General features: G+C 67.8%; 11 protein-coding genes. 9 read left to right on the top strand and 2 right to left on the bottom strand.

Annotation, left to right across the window (positions count from 1 at the left end):
- The first annotated feature begins 14 nt into the window (after window positions 1–14).
- The 6 genes from AC1DTF_RS13265 (at window position 15) to AC1DTF_RS13240 (ending at window position 5,952) form a co-directional block, all read left to right on the top strand.
- Window positions 15–1,205, top strand: coding sequence for an amidohydrolase family protein (locus AC1DTF_RS13265; protein ID WP_057169462.1), 1,191 nt, complete (start codon window positions 15–17; stop codon window positions 1,203–1,205).
- A 9-nt stretch (window positions 1,206–1,214) separates the two neighbouring features.
- Entirely contained in the window at window positions 1,215–2,705 is a 1,491-nt protein-coding gene (locus tag AC1DTF_RS13260; protein WP_477474367.1) for a FadD3 family acyl-CoA ligase, read from the top strand.
- Window positions 2,706–2,831: 126 nt separating this feature from the next.
- The gene (locus AC1DTF_RS13255) at window positions 2,832–3,662 is read left to right on the top strand and encodes a hypothetical protein (protein ID WP_477474366.1); all 831 of its coding nucleotides are present in this window, start codon (window positions 2,832–2,834) and stop codon (window positions 3,660–3,662) included.
- The gene (locus AC1DTF_RS13250; protein WP_057169465.1) at window positions 3,659–4,300 is read left to right on the top strand and encodes a hypothetical protein; all 642 of its coding nucleotides are present in this window, start codon (window positions 3,659–3,661) and stop codon (window positions 4,298–4,300) included. Before AC1DTF_RS13255 ends, AC1DTF_RS13250 begins: the two co-directional genes overlap by 4 nt.
- Before the next feature lie 3 nt (window positions 4,301–4,303).
- On the top strand, window positions 4,304–5,320 hold the full coding sequence (locus AC1DTF_RS13245; protein ID WP_057169466.1) for a patatin-like phospholipase family protein: 1,017 nt from the start codon (window positions 4,304–4,306) through the stop codon (window positions 5,318–5,320).
- A 5-nt stretch (window positions 5,321–5,325) separates the two neighbouring features.
- Window positions 5,326–5,952, top strand: coding sequence for a 2-C-methyl-D-erythritol 4-phosphate cytidylyltransferase (locus AC1DTF_RS13240; protein ID WP_057169467.1), 627 nt, complete (start codon window positions 5,326–5,328; stop codon window positions 5,950–5,952).
- Here AC1DTF_RS13240 and AC1DTF_RS13235 read toward each other — a convergent pair.
- Window positions 5,933–6,664 carry an IspD/TarI family cytidylyltransferase gene (locus tag AC1DTF_RS13235; protein WP_057169468.1) on the bottom strand — a complete coding sequence of 244 codons (732 nt, stop codon included), beginning with the start codon at window positions 6,662–6,664 and terminating at the stop codon, window positions 5,933–5,935. The genes AC1DTF_RS13240 and AC1DTF_RS13235 overlap by 20 nt on opposite strands.
- Window positions 6,665–6,791: 127 nt before the next feature.
- Here AC1DTF_RS13235 and AC1DTF_RS13230 point away from each other — a divergent pair, with 127 nt between their 5' ends.
- Window positions 6,792–8,000 (top strand): low temperature requirement protein A, encoded by a 1,209-nt coding sequence (locus tag AC1DTF_RS13230; protein WP_057169469.1) that lies wholly within the window; start codon window positions 6,792–6,794, stop codon window positions 7,998–8,000.
- On the opposite strand, the gene AC1DTF_RS13225 is transcribed toward AC1DTF_RS13230, so the two are convergent.
- The gene (locus AC1DTF_RS13225) at window positions 7,997–9,262 is read right to left on the bottom strand and encodes an MFS transporter (protein WP_057169470.1); all 1,266 of its coding nucleotides are present in this window, start codon (window positions 9,260–9,262) and stop codon (window positions 7,997–7,999) included. The genes AC1DTF_RS13230 and AC1DTF_RS13225 overlap by 4 nt on opposite strands.
- A gap of 222 nt (window positions 9,263–9,484) precedes the next feature.
- Here AC1DTF_RS13225 and AC1DTF_RS13220 point away from each other — a divergent pair, with 222 nt between their 5' ends.
- Together AC1DTF_RS13220 and AC1DTF_RS13215 are read left to right on the top strand one after the other, a co-directional pair.
- Entirely contained in the window at window positions 9,485–10,246 is a 762-nt protein-coding gene (locus tag AC1DTF_RS13220; protein ID WP_162264263.1) for a MerR family transcriptional regulator, read from the top strand.
- A 954-nt stretch (window positions 10,247–11,200) separates the two neighbouring features.
- Complete coding sequence (locus AC1DTF_RS13215) at window positions 11,201–20,431, top strand: fatty acid synthase subunit beta domain-containing protein (RefSeq protein WP_477474365.1); 9,231 nt, start codon at window positions 11,201–11,203, stop codon at window positions 20,429–20,431.
- The last annotated feature ends 23 nt before the right edge of the window (window positions 20,432–20,454 follow it).

Here is a 20,454-nt window from a genome sequence, read left to right as displayed (position 1 = left end):
AAAAGGAGCATCTCATGGGTCAACTGTCGCATCGGGTCGACATACCGTTTCCGCTGTTCGATGCGGACAACCACCTCTACGAGCCTCCGGAGGCGATGACCAAGTACCTCCCCAAGGAGTACAAGGACGTCGTCCAGTACGTGGAGATCAACGGCCGCACCAAGATTGCGCTCAAGGGCCAGATCAGCAACTACATCCCGAACCCCACCTTCTCCGTCGTCGCCAAGCCCGGCGCCTGGGAGGAGTACTTCAAGTTCGGTAACCCGGACGGCAAGAGCAAGCGCGAACTGTTCGGCGAGCCGATGAAGGCCATTCCGGCGTTCTTCGAGCCCGAGCCGCGCATCAAGGTGATGGACGAGCTCGGCCTGGACCGCTCGCTGATGTTCCCGACGCTGGCCAGCCTCATCGAAGAACGTCTGGCCGATGATCCGGTCGCCATCCACGTCATCGTCCATGCGCTCAACGAGTGGCTGCACGAGGTGTGGGGCTTCAACTACCAGGGCCGCATCTTCACCACGCCGGTGATCACCCTGCCGATCCTGGACAAGGCGATCGAGGAACTGGAGTGGGCCGTCAAGCGCGGCGCCCGGGCCATCCTGATCCGTCCGGCACCGGTCCCCGGCTTCCGTGGTCCGCGCTCGTTCGCGCTGCCGGAGTTCGATCCCTTCTGGGAGCGCTGCGTGCACCATGACATCTTCGTCGGCATGCACTCCTCGGACAGCGGCTACTCGCGCTACACCTCCGAATGGGATGGCGGCGCGCAGGAGATGCTGCCGTTCCAGACCAACGCGATGTCCATCCTCAACGAATGGCGTCCGATTCAGGATGCGGTGGCCTCCTGGGTCATCCACGGCGCGCTGTTCCGGCACCCGAAGCTGAAGGTCGGCATCGTCGAGGCCGGCTCCAAGTGGATGTTCCCGCTGCTGGATTCGATGGCCGAGGTGTACAAGAAGGCACCCGAGGCGTTCCTCGGAAACCCGATGGAAGAGATCAAGAACCGGATCTACGTCAGCCCGTTCTACGAAGAGGGCATCGATGACCTGATCAACCTGATCGGTGTCGACCAGGTGCTGTACGGCTCGGACTGGCCGCACCCGGAGGGCCTGGCGGAACCGACGCACTACGTGACGGCTCTGGAGCACCTCTCCATCGAGGACCAGGCAAAGATCATGGGCGGCAACCTCGGACGCCTCATCACCACGTAGCTCTCGCGAGTGACTTACACGCAGAAGTGGCAGACCATCCCTGAGATGGTCTTGAGCGTCGGCGACCGCTTCGGTGATTCCGAAGCGGTCGTCGACGGATCGTTGCGACTCAGCTATGTCGAATTGGCGCAGCGGGTTCGGCGCGCTGCCGGTGCCTTCGCCGAGTTCGGCGTCACCAAGGGCGACCGGGTTGCGATCTGGGCGCCCAACTCCGCGGCCTGGCTGATCGCCGCGTTCGGCGTCGTCACCGCCGGCGCAGTGGTGGTCCCGGTGAACACCCGGTTCAAGGCCGAAGAGGCCGCCGACATCATCACCCGTAGCGGCGCCAAGGCGGTCCTGGTCCAAAACGGCTTCCTGGGACAGGATTTCAGCGTCCCCGAGGGCGTCCCGGCGATCGAGATCACCTCGGACTTCCTGGAGAGCGGGCAGCCCTACGAGGCGCAGGGCCTGCTGGGCACCGATATCGCCGACATCATCTACACCTCCGGCACCACCGGCCGGGCCAAGGGCGTGATGATGAATCACGAACAGACGCTGCGGCTCTACACCGAGTGGTGCGATCTGGCCGACCTGCGCGAAGGCGACCGCTACCTGATCGTCAACCCGTTCTTCCACACCTTCGGCTACAAGGCCGGCTGCATCTCCTCGCTGATCCGCGGCGCCACCATCCTGCCGGTGCCGRTGTTCGACATTCCGGCCGTCGTGGACCTCATCGAGACCGAACGAATCACCATGCTGCCGGGCGCGCCGACGCTGTATCACTCACTGCTGGCGGTGCCCGACAAGCATCGGCTGGCGACCCTGCGCGCCGGGGTCACCGGAGCCGCCGACATCCCGGTGGAGCTCATCCGCCGGGTGCACGAGGAACTGCCGTTCCAGACCCTGGCGACCGGCTACGGGTTGACCGAGGCCGGCACGGTCACCCTGTCGCGTCCCGGCGACTCGTTCGAGGACATCGCGACCACGGCGGGCAAGCCCTGCGACGGTGTCGAGGTGCGTATCGCCGAGGACGAAGAGGTGCTGGTGCGCGGATACACCGTGATGCAGGGCTACCTGGATGATCCGGTGGCCACCGCGGAGACGATCGACGCGGACGGGTGGCTGCACACCGGGGATCTGGGCACCTTCGACGAGGCCGGACGGCTCAAGATCGTCGGCCGCAAGAAGGACATGTTCATCGTGGGCGGCTTCAACGCCTATCCGGCCGAGATCGAGGGCTTCCTGCTCGAGCACCCGGCAGTGCGCCAGGTCGCGGTCATCGGCGTGCCCGACGAGCGGATGGGCCAGGTGGGCAAGGCCTTCGTGGTGTTGGGCACCGGAGCGAGCGAAGCGACGGGGGCAGGCGACGGTGACGGCTTCGCCGAGACCGATCTGATCGCCTGGAGCCGGGACCGGATGGCCGGGTATAAGGTGCCGCGGTACGTAGAGTTTCTGGATGAGCTGCCCTTGAATGCCACGGGCAAGGTGATGAAGGATCGCCTTCAGGATCTCGCCCGCTGAGCGGACGCACAGCACGGAAATATCGTTTCCGCAGGAAAAGCGTTGTTTCTGGGCGAATCGGCGATGCGGTATCGTCGAGTGAATAGTCGAATTTGATAACGCCATTCTCGTTTGGCGCAGGAGGTCATGATGCCGACCCGGAAGCGTGGGCAAGCGTCGTCGCCGGACGCCGATCAGGCGGACGTCGCGGATTTGTCCGCCGAGGAGGCGGAGGCGCTGGCCGCTGCCGCCGAGGCCGAAGCGGCTGCTGCCCGTGCCCGGGCCAATGTGCTCAGGGTGCAGCAGGCCAAAGCCGAACAGACTCAAGCCCGACAGGAGTCTGAGGCCGCGGCCGAGGTGGCCGCGGATGACGGCGCCGAGGATGCCGCTGTCGAGGACGTCGCTGTCGAGGACGTCGAGGACATCGACGATGCCGAGGCCGCGGACGATCTCGACGGGGAAACGACGCCCGGGCGCCGCCGCGGACGAATCGCGACGATCGCGAAGTACGCCGCGGTGATCCTGGCGGTCATCGGCATCGCCGCACTGGCCAGTACCAGTGCCTGGATCGTGGTCAAGCACCGCCAAGCCGAGCATCAGCGCGACCTCAGCGCCCAGTTCTCGGCCGCCGCCCGTCAGGGTGTGGTGTCGTTGATGTCGCTGGACTTCAACCGCGCCAAGGAAGATGTGCAGCGCATCGTCGACAATTCCACCGGTCAGTTCCGCGAGGATTTCCAGAACCAGGCCGAAGAGTTCGCGAAGGTTGCCGAATCCTCGAAGGTCGTCACCGCGGCGAACGTCACCGCCACCGCGGTGCAGACGATGACCGAGGACACCGCCGACGTGCTCGTCGCGGCGGCCTCGACCATCACCAACGCCCAGGGCGCCAAGGAAGACCCTCGCAGCTGGCGGCTCATCGTGAGCGTGGCCCGCGACGGCGATCAGATCAAGATGGCGAAAGTTGAGTTTGCGCCGTGACCGTGAAGAACGAAGAAGAACTGTTGACCGCTGTCGAGATCGACACCGAGGACAGTCCCGAGGACGCCCTCACCGTTGATGAGCCGGCAGTGGCGACGGCCGGCGGACCGCCCGATCGACCGGCCGGACCCGCCCGCCGCGTGTTGCAGGGTGCCGCGCGCTTCTGGGTGGCCATCACATTGGTGGTCTTGCTCGCAATCACCGGAGGCGTGACCGCGTGGCTGTACTTCACCCAGTACAAGCCCGATCAGGCCACCGGGACCGCCGCAGCCGACACCGCGCTCATCGCCGCCAAAGACGGAACCGTTGCGCTGCTGTCGTACTCGCCGGAGACGCTCAACGACGACTTCACCAACGCCAAGACCCATCTCACCGGCGATTTCCTGAACTACTACAACCAGTTCACCGAGCAGATCGTCACGCCCGCGGCCACCAAGAAATCGGTCAAGACGAGCGCGGCGATCGTCAATGCCGCAGTGGCCGAACTGCATCCCGAGTCGGCAGTGGTACTGGTGTTCCTGAACCAGACCACCACCAGCACCGAGAACCCAGACGGATCTTTTTCCACCAGCGCCGTCAAGGTCGGCCTGACCCGGGTGAACGATGACTGGTTGATCTCGTCCTTCGACCCGGTGTAGCCGTTGCCCGCACCGACCTCTCCTGCCGACCTGGTGCTCTCCGGCGGCGGGGTCAAGGGGGTCGGTCTGATCGGCGCCGTGGTCGCGCTGATGGACGCGGGCTACCGGGCGCAACGCGTCTCGGGGACCTCTGCGGGTTCCATCGTGGGGGCGATCGTGGCCGCTGCGGGTGGGCGGCTCTCCGGTCCGGAATTCAAAGACCTTGCGCTGGAACTGAAATACCGGAAGTTCCGGGACCCTGGGCTCGTCGGGCGGCTACCCGTCATCGGGCAGCCACTGGCGCTGGTGCGGGGCCGCGGTATCTACAAGGGCGATTACGCCCACGACTGGCTACGCGGGCAACTCGCGAATCTCGGGGTCCGCACCTTCGGTGACCTTGCCATCGCGGACGCCGAACTGCCGCCCGAGCAGCGCTACGCGCTGGTGGTCACCGTCGCCGATGTCACGACCGGCCAGCTGGTGCGACTGCCCTGGGACTACCGCAGGGTCTACGGCATGGACCCGGATGAGCAGTCGGTGGCCGACGCGGTCCGCGCCTCGATGTCGATCCCGTTCTACTTCCGGCCGGTGACGCTGACCGACGCCGCCGGGCGCACCTCGACCCTGGTCGACGGCGGTCTGCTGTCCAACTTCCCGATCGACTCGCTGGACCGTATCGACGGCGGTGCCCCGCGGTGGCCGAGCTTCGGCGTCACGGTGCTGCCGAATCTGCCGAATGACACCGATCATCTGCTGCCGGCCTGGGGCCCGTTGCGCCGTCTGCTGCCGTCACGGATGCTCGACGACGTCATCACCACCGTGCTGGTGGGCCGCGATCAGGCCTATCTGAACCAGCCCTGGGTGAGCGCCAGGACGGTGCGTGTCGACTCGACCGAGGTGGGGTTCCTCGATTTCGGTATCAGCGATACCGAGGTCGAGGCGCTGTACGCGAACGGATACTCCGCCGCGCAGGATTTCCTGGACGGCTGGAACTGGGAGGCCTACCTCACGCGCTTCCGGTCGGCCCGCCCGTTACATTGACCACGGTGAAACTCTCAGCGATCCTGCCGCTACCGGTGTCGGTGGCCCGGCACCCGGAATCGGTGTTCACCCCCGTCGAGGGGGAACCGGTACTGGTGCGGATCGTGCGCGCGCTGACCGCAGAGGTCGGCGCGGTGCTGGTGCCGACCGACGATGCCCTGTTCGAGCAGGTGCGCGCCGTGCTGGCAGGGTTACCGGCTCGCGTGCTCGCGGCAGGCGAAAACCGCAGCACCGCAGATTGTCTGACGGCGACGGTGTCCCACCTGTCGGCGTCGGGCGCGACCCATGTGCTGGTGGCTGATCACCGGCATCCGGTGCTGTCGGGCGATCTGGTCGCCCGTGTCATCGCGGCACTGGCAGACGGCGCAGAACTGGTCGTCCCGGTGCTTCCGGTCACCGACACCGTGAAAAGTGTTGACGGGCAAGGCGTCATCCGATCCACGGTGGACCGCTCCGAGCTGAAGATCACCCAGTATCCGTACGGTGCCGCGGTGGCCAGGCTGGGCGATCTGCCCGCGGTGTTGAGCGCCGGAGCCGACCTGGTGTGCGTCGCCGGCGATGCGGACGCGATCTCGTTCGACCTGCCCGACGATGCGCCGCTGCTGGAAGCGGTCATCGCCTGTCGGCGTTGACCGTTCCCGCCAGCAGGTGCTCGGCCAGCCGAATGTCCGGCGGGTAGGTCACCTTGAGATTGGTTGCGGCGCCGGGGAACACCCGCACCTCAAGATCGGTGAAATGCTGTACGCACGCCGAGGTGTCGGTGCCGTCGAACGCCTCGTCGGCGGCGCGCCGATAGGCCTCGAGCAACGGGGCGGCGCGAAAGGCCTGCGGGGTCTGCACGCGTACCAGGTGCTGGGTCAACGGGTCGAACCCGCCGCCCCGGCGCGGCCGGGCCAGGGCCGTCGCCGCCACCGCGGGCACCGCGCCGCCGTGGCTGCGGGCGGTGTCGAGTGCGGCCCGCATCAGATCCGGGCCCGCCAGCGGCCGCGCAGCATCGTGGATGAGCACGACGTCCACGGCACCGTCCTCGATATCTGCGGCGATGTGGCGCAGCACGTTGAACTCGGACTCGTGGCGGGTGTCGCCGCCCTCGACGAGTTCCACCGGGACACCGGGCAGGTCGTCGCTCAGCGCGCGGGCCGCCACCTCGCGCTCGCCGCGCCGGTGCACCAGGATGACCCGGCCGATCTCCGCGGTGTCGGCCACCGCCCGCACCGACCAGGACAACATCGATCTGCCGGCCAGCCTCAGATAGGCCTTGTTGCCGTCGGCTCCGACCCGCGAACCGATCCCGGCCGCCAGCACGACACCGACCGCGGTCCGGGAGTCCGCTGCTGAAGGCACCCGCTCACGCTAGCCTGTCTGGTCGGCATGTCGGCGCCGCGCGGCACCGACGGGGGAGAGGATTCACCAGGTGAGCATTTCGGCACCACAACCTTCGGTTCCTGCCCGGGCGCACCGCCTGACCAAGATGGCCGGCCGCGATCCGCACGAACCGCACCGGGTGTCCAGCCCCCTGGAACTGCTCTTCGACCTCACCTTCGTGGTGGCGTTCGGCGTGGCCGCATCGGAGTTCGCGCACGCGATGGCGGCGGGGCATGTGGTGGTGGGACTGGCCGGGTTCGGGTTTGCGATGTTCGCGGTCTGCTGGGCCTGGATCAACTTCACCTGGTTCGCCTCGGCGTACGACACCGATGACTGGGTGTACCGGCTGATGACCATGCTGCAGATGGTCGGCGTGCTGATCCTGGCGCTCGGCATTCCGGACATGTACGCCTCGCTGGAACACGGCGGGCACGTCGACAACACCGTGATGGTGGCCGGGTATGTCGTGATGCGGGTCGCCATGGTGGGGCAGTGGCTGCGCGCCGCTCGGCAGGACCCGCCGCGGCGCCGCGCCTGCCTCACCTACGTCGCAGCCATCCTTGTCGCCCAACTTGGTTGGATCGCAGCGATTTTCGCACACACGTCGGTTTTGGTGACGCTGTTGATCGTGGTCGTGCTGATCGGCGTGGAGATGCTCGGACCGGTGATCGCGGAGCGCCGGGCCGGCGGTACCCCCTGGCATGCCCACCACATCTCCGAGCGCTACGGCCTGATGGCGATCATCGCGCTGGGCGAGGGGGTGGTCGGCACCGTGGCGACCCTGTCGGCGGTGGTCCACGACCATGGCTGGACGACGGACGCGATCCTGGTGGCGCTGGCCGGTACCGGACTGACCTTCGGCATGTGGTGGCTGTTCTTCATGGTGCCCTCGGCCGAGCTGCTGCACGCCCACCGCGAGACGTCGTTCTGGTTCGGCTATCTGGCGATCGTGTTGTTCGGTGCGATCGTCGGCACCGGTGCCGGCCTGCACGTGGCGGCCTACTACCTGGAAGAGCATTCCGAACTCGGGTCGGTGGGCACGGTGCTGTCGGTGGCGATACCGGTGGCGGGCTATATCGGACTGATCTACCTGCTGCACTCGCTGTTGCTGCGCAGCGTCAATGCGGTGCACCTGCTGCTCGCGGCGCTGACGGCGGCCGTTCTGGTGGGTGCGGTGCTGCTGGCGCTCTCGGGTGTCTCGATGGCGATCTGCCTGGTCGTCGTCACGGCGGCGCCCGCGGTGGCGGTGATCGGTGACGAGTGGGTCGGTCACCGGCGGACGGCGGCCGCGGTCGCCGCCCGGATCGGGGCTTAGCGTCCGGCAGGCTCGAAGGTCTCCAGCAGCGAACGTTGCTGCTCGGCCTTCATCAGGCGCCGGGCCTTGCGCCGGGTGATCAGGATGCCGATGACGGCCAGCACCCACACCACGTACTGCAGCGTCCACGCCAGCCGGAACGAGTCCGTCGAGTAGCCGCCGGCGGCGTCGAGGATCCAGCCCATCGCCTGCATCAGCAGCAGTGAGGCCAGGAAGCCGCCCATGTTGACGAAGCCCTGCGCGGTGCCAAGGGTCGCGCTCGGATTGAACGTGCGGGCGAAATCGAAGCCGACCATCGAGCCCGGACCGCCGACGGAGATGATCACGACGAGCAGCACCAGCAGCCACAGCGGTGCCCGGCCGGGGAGGGCCAGCACGATTGTCCAGATGAGCGCATTGCTGCCGATGATGGCCAGCACCATCATCGACCGCTTGTGCGGGTAGCGGCCGGTGAGGATGCCGAGCACGACCCCGGCCGAGATCGCCGTCACCACCGAGATGGTCAGCAACATGCCGGCCACGCCCCGGGTCTGGCCCTGCGCGGTGGTGATGTAGGGGACACCCCACATCAACGCGAAGGCGGTGACCGAGAACTGGGTGCCCATGTGGGTGAAGAAGCCGAGCCGGGTGCCCGGGCGCATCCAGACCGTGCGCAGGCTCGCCATGGTGTCGTGGACGGACATGGTCTCGGTGGCGACCACCCGGCCGTTCGGGGTGTTCTGCAGGACTGCGGCCGCCAGCACCATGGTGAGCACGCCGAACGCGGTCACCGTGAGATAGGCCGAGGTCCAGCCGTTGACACCCAGCAATGCCAGGAACGGCACGGCGGAGAGCACCTGGCCGAGCTGGCCGCTGATGCCGGTGAGCTGGGTCAGTAGCGGAACCCGCCGGGCCGGGAACCAGTGCGGCACCAGTCGCAGGACGGAGATGAAGGTGACCGCATCCCCGAGCCCGACGACGGCGCGCGCGGCCAGCGCCAGCGGTAGTGAATCGGTGAGCGCGATCGCGAGCTGCCCGGTCACCATCAACGCCGCGCCCGAGACGATGAGGATCTTGGAGCCGTAGCGGTCCAGCAGCACACCGGCAGGCACCTGGGCGCCCGCGTAGACGATGATCTGCAGCACCACGAATGTCGACAGCATGCTCGGGCCCGCGTGGAAGCGGTCGCCGGCCTCCAGCCCGGAGACTCCGAGCGTGGTGCGGTTGAGCACCGCCACGATGTAGGCGAGTAGTCCGGTCGCCCAGATGATCCAGGGACGCACGCGGACCTCGATTCCTCGGGCTGAGTAGGGACAGTGCGTTCATCGTCCCAAATTGGTGGGATGAATCGCCAATCATTTTTCGGTGAGTTCGCTCACCGACGTTGCCACAATTTACATCTGTGCAGTTTCGTGGGTATTTGGTGCTTCGCTCGTTTTGCACGAACCGGGCTAGACTGGAGAGATGCGCGCGCTGACCTCTCGACCCGGTGTGGGGAGATGCGCGTGGCGCTGAACGAATACCACCTCGACGATCTGGCCCGGATCTCCGGTGTCACCGCCAGGAACATCCGCGCCTACCGCGAGCGGGGCCTGCTGGATCCGCCGCGCCGGCAGGGCCGCTCTGCCATCTACGACGACTATCACCTGGCCCAGTTGCAGACCATCGACGAATTGTTGGGCCGCGGGTTCACCTCCGCACACGTCGCGGAGTTCTTCGAGACCATGCGGGCCGGCGGAAGCGTCGCCGAGCTGCTGGGACTGCAACGGGCGATCCTGCGCCCGCGTGCCGAGCCGGGTGACGAAACGACGCCCGACGGGCTGCGCGTCAAGATCGATCCGGCGAGCGCGGAGGGCGCCCGGCTGCTGGAGTTGGGACTTGCGCACCGCTCTGGGACCGCACTGGTGTTCACCAATCCCGTCATCGGCCGGGTGGTGGCGCGCTCTGCGGACCCGCTGGTGTACGCCCGCATCGTGCTGGCGTTGCTGGATGCGAGCCGGGACGGCGTGGAGGCACTGGCCGATGACGTGATCTCGGTGCTCGAGCGCGAGGTGGTCGCGCGCTATGGATCCGCGCTCCCGAACAAGGACAACATCGACGACATGAGCCGGTGGATCACCGACTGTGCCGGGTTCAGCCATGCCGTCATCGCCGACCATCTGCAGCGGGCACTGCTCAAGCGCTCGGTGACGGCGGTGTCCGATTTCAACACCGGACTGGTCGCTCGCGGAGACTGGACACCGTCCGCCGAGGGTGGAGCACGCTGACGCCGCTGAGCGTTCACCGCGCCGGTGCCACACATGCCAGACCGTGGCTGGCAACTACACGTCGCAACCGGCTTGCGTCCGGCGAGCCGGTCTACGCATCCATCGACGACGATTGCATCCACGGCAGCACGTGGCCGGCGGTGCCGGACCTGCCCGGCTGGGAGCGGGTGCTCGGCCGCCGGCGCGGGGGCGTGCACGCCCACTCCGAAACGGTCGAAAGGGCTCTGCAGGACGGGATCGGGACCTGCTCACGGCAGCGCAACCGGGCTCGCCGGAACGGCGACGTGTCAGGCCGCTCGTACCCAGCAGGTCGAGATCGCCAGCCGCGAAGCCGGCGGCATGGGCGTGCCTATCGGCCACACCCCCAACCCCCGGCGCGGGGAGTGGGCCAAAACTTACCGATCAGTAATAATTGCCAGCAAACGAATTTTGTCGCCGCCGGCCATCGGGTGGACAGTTTTGAGGGATGTGTCCATTCGTGGGCGTCGTTCCCGGCGCCGCGGGGAGTGGCGGAGAACACCAAATTCTTAGATAACGATTTCATAACGGCATCGCGCTGATCTGGGAAGTTATAGCTACTCGACCGTAACCACCTGCAAGCAGGACGTTTGTCCCGCAGAAGTTTCACCCGTGCAGAGGCCGTTGTTACCCAACGTATGGTTACCCGTCCGTAGAACTCGCCAGTAACCATTTAAGGGCGGAAAATGGCCCTAGCTCTTATGACACTCTTAGTGGGGTAGGGCTGCCTTCTGGGTGCGTCCGGGACCGGGTTCAGATGATCCCGACTCTCCCGGACGAGTACCAGCCCGACGGAGATTCAAAGCTGAATCACCAGGACCAACAGGACGACGGGGCCGTCGGGGATCCCGTACGCATCCTCGCCGCGACGACGCGGCACACCGGTACGACCAGCGATATTGCGCGAAAAAGACTGCACCGAGGGAGATACACAACGTGACGATCAACGAACACGACAGGGTGACAGCCGGGAGCAGGAACAGCCTGAACGAGGGGTCCTTGTCGGGCGCGCACGCGCTCGTCGATCTGCTGAACGCCGGTGAGCCGTATGCAGTCGCGTTCGGTGGTCAGGGCGGCGCCTGGTTGGAGAGCCTGGAGGAGCTGGTCAGCTCCGCCGGTATCGAGTCCGAGCTCAGCGAGCTGGTCGGCGAGGCGGCGTTGCTGCTGGAGCCGGTGGCACGCGAACTCGTCGTGGTGCGTCCGATCGGCTTCGAGCCGCTGCAGTGGGTGCGCGCGCTGGCCGCCGAGGAGCCGTTGCCCGACACCAAGCAGCTCACCACCGCCGCCATCTCCGGCCCCGGCATCCTGCTCACCCAGATGGCCGCCATCCGCGCGCTCACGCGTCAGGGCCTGGACCTGATGGGAACCCCGCCGGTCGCGATGGCCGGACACTCCCAGGGCATCCTGGGCGTCGAGTCCCTGAAGGCCAAGGGCACCCGCGACGCCGAGCTGCTCGCGCTGCTCCAGCTGATCGGCGCCGCCGGATCGCTGATCTCCCGCCGTCGCGGCATGGTCGGCCGCGGTGACAAGACCCCGATGGTGTCGGTCACCAACGTCGACCCCGACCGGATCGCCGAACTGCTCGAAGAGTTCTCCACCGATGTCCGCACCGTGTTGCCCCCGGTGCTGTCCATCCGCAACGGCCGTCGCTCGGTGGTCATCACCGGAACCCCCGAACAGCTCGGCCGCTTCGAGCTGTACTGCTCGAAGATCACCGAGAAGGAAGAAGCCGAGCGCAAGAACAAGCTGCGCGGCGGCGCGGTGTTCTCGCCGGTGTTCAACCCCGTCCAGGTCGAGGTCGGCTTCCACACCCCGCGCCTGGCCGACGGTGTCGCGCTCGTGGACCGTTGGGCCGCGCAGTGCGGTATCGACACCGAACTGGCCCACCGCATGACCGAGTCCATCTTCGTCAGCCCCATCGACTGGGTCGCCGACATCGAGGCCCTGCACACCGCGGGCGCCCGCTGGATCATCGACCTCGGCCCCGCCGACACCGTCACCCGACTGACCGCCCCGGTGATCCGCGGGCTGGGCATCGGCATCGTGCCGGCCGCCACCCGTTCCGGTCAGCGCAGCCTGTTCACCGTCGGAGCCGTGCCCGAGGTGCCCGCGCCGTGGACGAGCTACGCGCCGTCGACGGTCACCCTGCCCGACGGCTCGGTGAAGCTGTCGACCAAGTTCACCCGCCTCACCGGTCGTTCGCCCATCCTGCTCGCCGGTATGACCCCGACCACCGTCGACGCCAAGATCGTCGCCGCGGCCGCGAACGCCGGACACTGGTCCGAGCTCGCCGGTGGCGGCCAGGTCACCGAGAAGATCTTCGACGACCGCGTCGCCGAGCTCACCGAGCTACTCGAGCCGGGTCGCGCGATCCAGTTCAACTCGCTGTTCCTGGACCCGTACCTGTGGAAGCTGCAGCTGGGCGGAAAGCGACTGGTGCAGAAGGCCCGTCAGTCCGGCGCCCCCATCGACGGTGTCGTCGTCACCGCCGGTATCCCGGAACTCGACGAGGCCGTGGCGCTCATCGAGGAACTCAACGAGATCGGCATCACCCACGTGGTGTTCAAGCCGGGCACCGTGGACCAGATCAAGTCCGTGATCAAGATCGCGGCCGAGGTTCCGGGCAAGGACGTCATCGCCCATATCGAGGGCGGCCGCGCCGGTGGCCACCACTCGTGGGAGGACCTCGACGATCTGCTCCTGGCCACCTACGCGGACCTGCGCAAGCTGTCCAACATCACCATCTGCGTCGGCGGCGGTATCGGCACGCCCGAGCGTGCGGCCGACTACCTGGCCGGTCGCTGGGCAGAGGACTACGGCTTCCCGCTGATGCCGGTCGACGGCATCCTGGTCGGCACCGCCGCGATGGCCACCCTTGAGGCCACCACCTCGCCCGCGGTCAAGCAGCTGCTCGTGGACACCACGGGCACCGACGTGTGGGTCGGAGCCGGAAAAGCCCAGGGCGGCATGGCGTCTGGGCGCAGCCAGCTCGGCGCCGACATCCACGAGATCGACAACACCGCCTCGCGCTGCGGCCGTCTGCTCGACGAGGTCGCCGGTGACGCCGACGCGGTCGCCGAACGCCGTGACGAGATCATCGCCGCCATGGCCGACACCGCCAAGCCCTACTTCGGCGATGTCTCCGACATGACCTACCTGCAGTGGCTGGACCGCTACGTCGAACTGGCCATCGGTGAGGGTGATTCCACCGCCGACACCAAGGCCACCGATTCGCCGTGGCTGGACATCACCTGGCGGGACCGTTTCGAGGAGATGCTCAAGCGCGCCGAGGCCCGCCTGCACCCCAGCGACTCGGGCCCGATCGACACCCTGTTCGCCGGCGACGCCGAAAGCGAAGCGCTGCTGGAGCATCCGGCCGCTGCCGTCGACACCCTGCTGAACCGGTACCCGGACGCCGAGGACATCAAGCTGCACCCGGCCGACGTGCCGTTCTTCACCACCCTGTGCAAGACCCCCGGCAAGCCGGTCAACTTCGTGCCCGTCATCGACAAGGACGTGCGCCGCTGGTGGCGCAGCGATTCGCTGTGGCAGGCCCACGATGCCCGCTACACCGCGGACCAGGTCTGCATCATCCCCGGCACCGCTGCCGTCGCCGGTATCACCCGCGTCGACGAGCCCGTCGGTGACCTGCTGGACCGTTTCGAGCAGGCCGCCATCGACGAGGTCGTGGCGAGCGGCGCCGTTGCCGTCCCGGTGGTGTCGCGCCGCCAGGCCAACGCCGCGGTCACCGGACCCATTGCCGTGGTGCTGGATTCACCCGACGTGCTGTGGGCCGGCCGGACCGCGATCAACCCGGTGCACCGCATCGGCGCCCCCAGCGAGTGGCAGGTCAACGAGAACCGTTCCGCGGTACACCCGTCCACCGGTTCGCGTCTTGAGCTCACCGAGGCGGGCGTGACGCTGAGCGTGCCGCTGTCCGATATCTGGATCGAGATCAAGCTGACGCTGCCGGCCGCCACGGTCAACGGCGGCATGCCCGTCGTCACCACCGAGGACGCCGCCGCCGCGATGCGCGCGGTGCTGGCCATCGCCGCCGGCGTCGACGGAGTGGACGCACTGCCCACCGTCGTCGAGGGCACCGCGACCGTCACCGTCGACTGGGACCCCGAGGAGGTCGCCGATCACACCGGCGTCACCGCCACCTTCGGCGCCCCGCTGGCCCCGGGCCTGACCCTGGTGCCCGACGCCCTGGTCGGCCGCTGCTGGCCCGCGGTGTTCGCCACCATCGGATCCGCCGCCACCGATGCCGGTTTCCCCGTCATCGAAGGTCTGCTCAGCCTGGTGCACCTGGACCACGCCGCGCACCTGCTCGCCCCGATGCCCACGACGGAATCCGAATTGACCGTCACCGCAACGGCTTCGGAAGCAGTCGACACCGAGGTTGGACGCGTCGTACCGGTCAGCGTGCTGATCACCGACGCCGAGGGCACCGAACTGGCGCGCCTGGAAGAGCGTTTCGCCATCCGCGGCCGCACCGGTGCCGTCGAGCTCGAGGACCCGGTCCGTGCCGGTGGCGCGATGACCGACAACGCCACCGACACCCCGCGTCGACGCCGTCGTGACGTCACCCTGACCGCGCCCACCGATATGAGCGCGTTCGCCGTGGTGTCCGGTGACCACAACCCCATCCACACCGACCGTGCCGCAGCACTTCTGGCCGGGCTCAAGGGTCCGATCGTGCACGGCATGTGGCTCTCGGCCGCCGCGCAGCACGTGGTGACCGCCACCGACGGCCGCGCCACCCCGCCGGCCCGCCTGGTGGGCTGGACCTCGCGTTTCCTGGGCATGGTGCTGCCCGGTGACGAGATCGAGTTCCGCGTCGACCGGGTCGGCATCGACCGCGGCGCGGAGATCATCGAGGTCACCGCGAAGGTCGCCGGCGATCTGGTGATGGCCGCAACCGCACAGCTGGCCGCGCCGAAGACGGTGTACGCCTTCCCCGGCCAGGGCATCCAGCACAAGGGCATGGGCATGGAGGTCCGGGCCCGTTCCAAGGCCGCCCGCAAGGTGTGGGACATCGCCGACAAGTTCACCCGCGACACGCTGGGCTTCTCGGTGCTGCACGTGGTCAAGGACAACCCGACCAGCCTGATCGCCTCCGGTGTGCACTACCACCACCCCGAGGGCGTGCTGTACCTGACGCAGTTCACCCAGGTCGCCATGGCGACGGTGGCCGCCGCGCAGGTCGCCGAGATGCGCGAGCAGGGTGCCTTCGTCGAAGGCGCCATCGCCTGCGGGCACTCCGTCGGTGAATACACCGCGCTGGCCTGTGTTTCCGGCGTCTACGAGCTGCCCGCGCTGCTCGAGGTGGTCTTCCACCGCGGCTCCAAGATGCACGACATCGTCCCGCGTGACGAGAAGGGCCGCTCCAACTACCGGTTGGCCGCGATCCGTCCGTCCCAGATCGACCTGCCCGACGACGATGTCACGGCCTTCGTCGAGGAAATCAGCGTTCGCACCGGTGAATTCCTGCAGATCGTGAACTTCAACCTGCGTGGCTCGCAGTACGCCATCGCCGGCACCGTGCGCGGTCTGGAGGCCCTGGAGGAGGAGATCGAGCGGCGCCGCGAGATCAGCGGTGGCAAGCGCTCGTTCATCCTGGTGCCCGGTATCGACGTGCCGTTCCACTCCGAGGTGCTGCGCGTCGGTGTCGCCGACTTCCGCCGCTCCCTGGAGCGCGTCATGCCGACCGACGCCGACCCGGACCTGCTCGTGGGCAAGTACATCCCGAACCTGGTGCCGCGGCCGTTCACCCTGGACCGCGACTTCATCCAGGAGATCCGCGACCTGGTGCCCGCCGAGCCGCTCGACGAGATCCTCGCCGACTACGACACCTGGCGTAACGAGCGTCCGCGTGAGCTGATGCGCAAGATCGTGATCGAGCTGCTGGCATGGCAGTTCGCCAGCCCGGTGCGCTGGATCGAGACCCAGGACCTGCTGTTCATCGAAGAGGCCGCCGGTGGCCTCGGGGTGGAGCGGTTCGTCGAGATCGGCGTCAAGACCGCGCCGACCGTGGCGGGGCTGGCGACCAACACGCTGAAGCTGCCCGAGTACTCGCACAACACCACCGAGGTGCTCAACGCCGAACGCGACGCCGCGGTGCTGTTCGCCACCGACACCGACCCGGAGCCCGAAGAGGACGTTTCGGCACCAGAGCCGTCCGCAGCGGCGGCACCGGCAGCCGCGGCTCCCGCGGCCGCTCCCGCACCCGCGGCGGCACCGTCGGGTGGCCCGCGGCCCGATGACATCGGATTCGATGCTGCCGACGCCACTTTGGTGCTGATCGCCCTGGCGGCCAAGATGCGCCCCGACCAGATCGAGGCGCTGGATTCCATCGAATCCATCACCGACGGTGCGTCCTCGCGACGCAACCAGATGCTGGTGGACCTGGGTTCCGAGCTCAACCTCGGCGCCATCGACGGTGCGGCCGAAGCCGATCTGGCCGGTCTCAAGTCACAGGTGACCAAGCTGGCCCGTACCTACAAGCCGTTCGGCCCGGTGCTGTCCGACTCGATCAACGATCAGTTGCGGACCGTCTTCGGACCGTCGGGCAAGCGGCCGGCCTACATCACCGAACGCGTCTCCAAGACATGGGAACTGGGCCCCGGCTGGGCCAAGCACGTGACCGCCGAGGTGGCGCTGGGTACCCGTGAGGGTTCCAGTGTCCGCGGCGGCAACATGGGCGGCCTGCACGAGGGTGCGCTGGCCGACGCCGCTTCCGTCGACAAGGTGATCGACGCGGCGGTGCAGGCGGTCGGCGCCCGCAAGGGTGTCGCGGTGAGCCTGCCGTCCTCCGGTGCAGCCGGTGGCGGCGTGGTGGACTCGGCGGCCCTCGGCGAGTTCGCCGAGCAGGTCACCGGACCCAACGGTGTGCTGGCCAACGCCGCGCGCACCATCCTGGGTCAGCTCGGGCTGGACAACCCGGTCAGCGCCGAGGAAACCGTCAGCGATGCCGATCTGATCGATCTGGTCACCACCGAGCTCGGCTCGGACTGGCCGCGTCTGGTGTCCCCGGTGTTCGACGCCCGCAAGGCCGTGGTGTTCGACGACCGGTGGGCAAGTGCCCGTGAGGATCTGGCCCGGTTCTGGCTGCTCGAAGAGAGCGAGATCGACGCCGACTGGGAGCGCCTGTCGCAGAGCTTCGAAGGTGCGGGCAACATCGTCGGCACCCAGGCCAGCTGGTGGCAGGGCCGGGCGCTGGCGTCCGGTCGCAACGTGCACGCCGCGCTGTACGGCCGCGCCGCCGCCGGTGCGGAGAACCCGGACAAGGGTGGCTACGCCAACGAAGTCGCCGTGGTGACGGGTGCCTCGAAGGGCTCCATCGCCGCATCGGTGGCCGCTCAGCTGCTGGAGGGTGGCGCGACCGTCATCGCCACCACCTCGCGGCTCGATGACGACCGGCTGGCGTTCTACCGCACGCTCTACCGCGATCACGCCCGGTTCAACGCCACCCTGTGGGTGGTTCCGGCCAACATGGCGTCCTACTCGGATATCGACGCACTCGTCGAGTGGGTCGGCAACGAGCAGACCGAGAACCTGGGCCCCAAGGCCATTCACCTCAAGGACGCGCAGAACCCGACGCTGCTGTTCCCCTTCGCCGCACCGCGTGTGGGTGGGGATCTCTCCGATGCGGGTGCGCGCTCCGAGATGGAGATGAAGGTCCTGCTGTGGGCCGTGCAGCGGCTCATCGCCGGCCTGTCGCACCTGGGCGCCGAGCGTGACATCGCCTCGCGTCTGCACGTGGTGCTGCCGGGCTCGCCCAACCGGGGCATGTTCGGTGGTGACGGCGCCTACGGCGAGGCCAAGGCCGCGCTCGATGCCGTGGTCACCCGCTGGAAGGCCGAATCCTCGTGGAGCCAGCGTGTTTCGCTGGCGCACGCGCTGATCGGCTGGACCAAGGGCACCGGTCTGATGGGTCACAACGACGCCATCGTCGGCGCCGTCGAAGAGGCCGGTCTGACCACCTACACCACCGCCGAGATGGCCTCGAAGCTGTTGGCGCTGTGCAATATCGAATCCAAGGTCGCCGCCGCCCGTGCGCCGATCGAGGTCGATATGACCGGTGGCCTCGGTGAGATCGAGATCGACATGGCCGAGCTGGCCGCCAAGGCCCGCGAGGAGATGTCCGCCGCGGCAACCGATGACGACGACGATGACGAGGCCGGAAAGATCCGCGCCCTGCCCTCGCCGCCGCGCGGGTACGCCGCCGCACCACCGCCGGCATGGGACGACCTCGACGTCGACCCCGCTGATCTGGTCGTGATCGTCGGTGGCGCCGAGCTCGGACCGTACGGTTCGTCGCGGACCCGCTTCGAGATGGAGGTGTCCGGCGAGCTGTCGGCCGCCGGCGTCCTGGAGCTGGCGTGGACCACCGGGCTGGTCAAGTGGGAGGACGATCCCAAGCCGGGCTGGTACGACACCGAGACCGGTGATCTGGTCGATGAGGCCGAACTGGTCGAGCGCTACCACGATGCCGTGGTCGCCAAGGTCGGCATCCGCGAGTGGGTCGGCGACGGCTTCCTCGACGCCGATCACTCGGCGCCGCTGCTGGTGTCGGTGTTCCTGGACAAGGACTTCACCTTCGTGGTGTCGTCGGAGACCGATGCCCGCGAGTTCGTGAAGTACGACCCGGAGCACACCCTGATCGCACCGGTCCCCGACAGTGCGGACTGGCAGGTCACCCGCAAGGCCGGCACCGAGATCCGGGTGCCGCGCAAGGTGAAGCTGTCGCGCACCGTCGGTGCCCAGATCCCGACCGGCTTCGACCCGCAGGTCTACGGCGTCACGCCGGACATGGCCAGCTCGATCGACCGGGTGGCGCTGTGGAACCTGGTGACGACGGTGGATGCATTCCTGTCGGCGGGCTTCAGCCCGGCCGAGCTGATGCGGTGGGTGCACCCGAGCCTGGTGGCCAGCACGCAGGGCACCGGCATGGGCGGCATGACGTCGATGCAGACCATGTACCACGGCAACCTGCTGGGCCGGAGCAAGCCGAACGACATCCTGCAGGAGGTGCTGCCGAACGTCTTCGCAGGCCACGTCGTGCAGTCCTACATCGGCAGCTACGGCTCGATGATCCACCCGGTCGCGGCGTGCGCCACGGCGGCGGTGTCGGTCGAGGAGGGTGTCGACAAGATCCAGCTGGGCAAGGCCGAGTTCGTGATCGCCGGCGGCTACGACGACCTGACGCTGGAGGCCATCACCGGCTTCGGCGACATGTCGGCCACCGCCGACACCGAGGCCATGCGGGCCAAGGGCATCAGCGATTCGAAGTTCTCCCGCGCCAACGACCGTCGCCGGCTCGGGTTCGTCGAATCCCAGGGCGGCGGAACGATTCTGCTGACCCGCGGTGACCTCGCGGTGCAGATGGGTCTGCCGGTGCTGGCCGTGGTGGCCTACGCCTCGTCCTTCGGCGACGGTGTGCACACCTCGATCCCGGCTCCGGGTCTCGGTGCCCTGAGCGCGGGTCGCGGTGGCAGCCAGTCCCGCCTGGCCCGTTCGCTGGCCAAGCTGGGTGTCGGTGCCGATGACATCGCGGTGATCTCCAAGCACGACACCTCGACGCTGGCCAATGACCCCAACGAGACCGAGCTGCACGAGCGGCTCGCGGCCTCGCTGGGACGCTCGAAGGGTGCCCCGCTGTTCGTGGTCAGCCAGAAGAGCCTCACCGGTCACGCCAAGGGCGGTGCCGCGGCCTTCCAGATGATGGGTCTGTGCCAGATCCTGCGCGACGGCGTCATCCCGCCCAACCGCAGCCTGGACTGCGTCGACGATGAGCTGAACCATGCCAAGCACTTCGTCTGGGTGCGGGAGCCCCTGCAGCTGGGGGAGAAGTTCCCGCTCAAGGCCGGTCTGGTGACCAGCCTCGGGTTCGGCCACGTGTCCGGTCTGGTGGCCTTGGTGCATCCGCAGGCGCTGCTGGCCGCACTGCCGGCCGATCAGCGTGCCGACTACCAGGCCCGGGCCAACACCCGTGTGCTGGACGGTCAGCGGCGGCTCGCCTCGGCGATCGCCGGTGGTCCCGCGCTGTACGAAAAGCCCGCCGATCGCCGGTTCGGCAGCGACACCCCGGAGAAGCGTCAGGAAGCGGCCATGCTGCTCAATCCCGACGCCCGCCTGGGTGCTGACGACCACTACTCGAAGTGACGGAAAGCGAGTCGGATAGCGTC

It is taken from the genome of Mycobacterium sp. P4_H6 (assembly GCF_056400845.1).
The sequence above is the reverse complement of the archived record's forward strand: the minus strand, read 5'-3'. Positions and strand labels throughout refer to the sequence as shown.

Excerpts from the sequence above, each read along its gene's own strand:
- AC1DTF_RS13265 (WP_057169462.1), top strand. The coding sequence starts at position 15 with ATGGGTCAACTGTCGCATCGGGTCGACATACCGTTTCCGCTGTTCGAT.
- AC1DTF_RS13255 (WP_477474366.1), top strand. The coding sequence starts at position 2,832 with ATGATGCCGACCCGGAAGCGTGGGCAAGCGTCGTCGCCGGACGCCGAT.
- AC1DTF_RS13230 (WP_057169469.1), top strand. The coding sequence starts at position 6,792 with ATGGCCGGCCGCGATCCGCACGAACCGCACCGGGTGTCCAGCCCCCTG.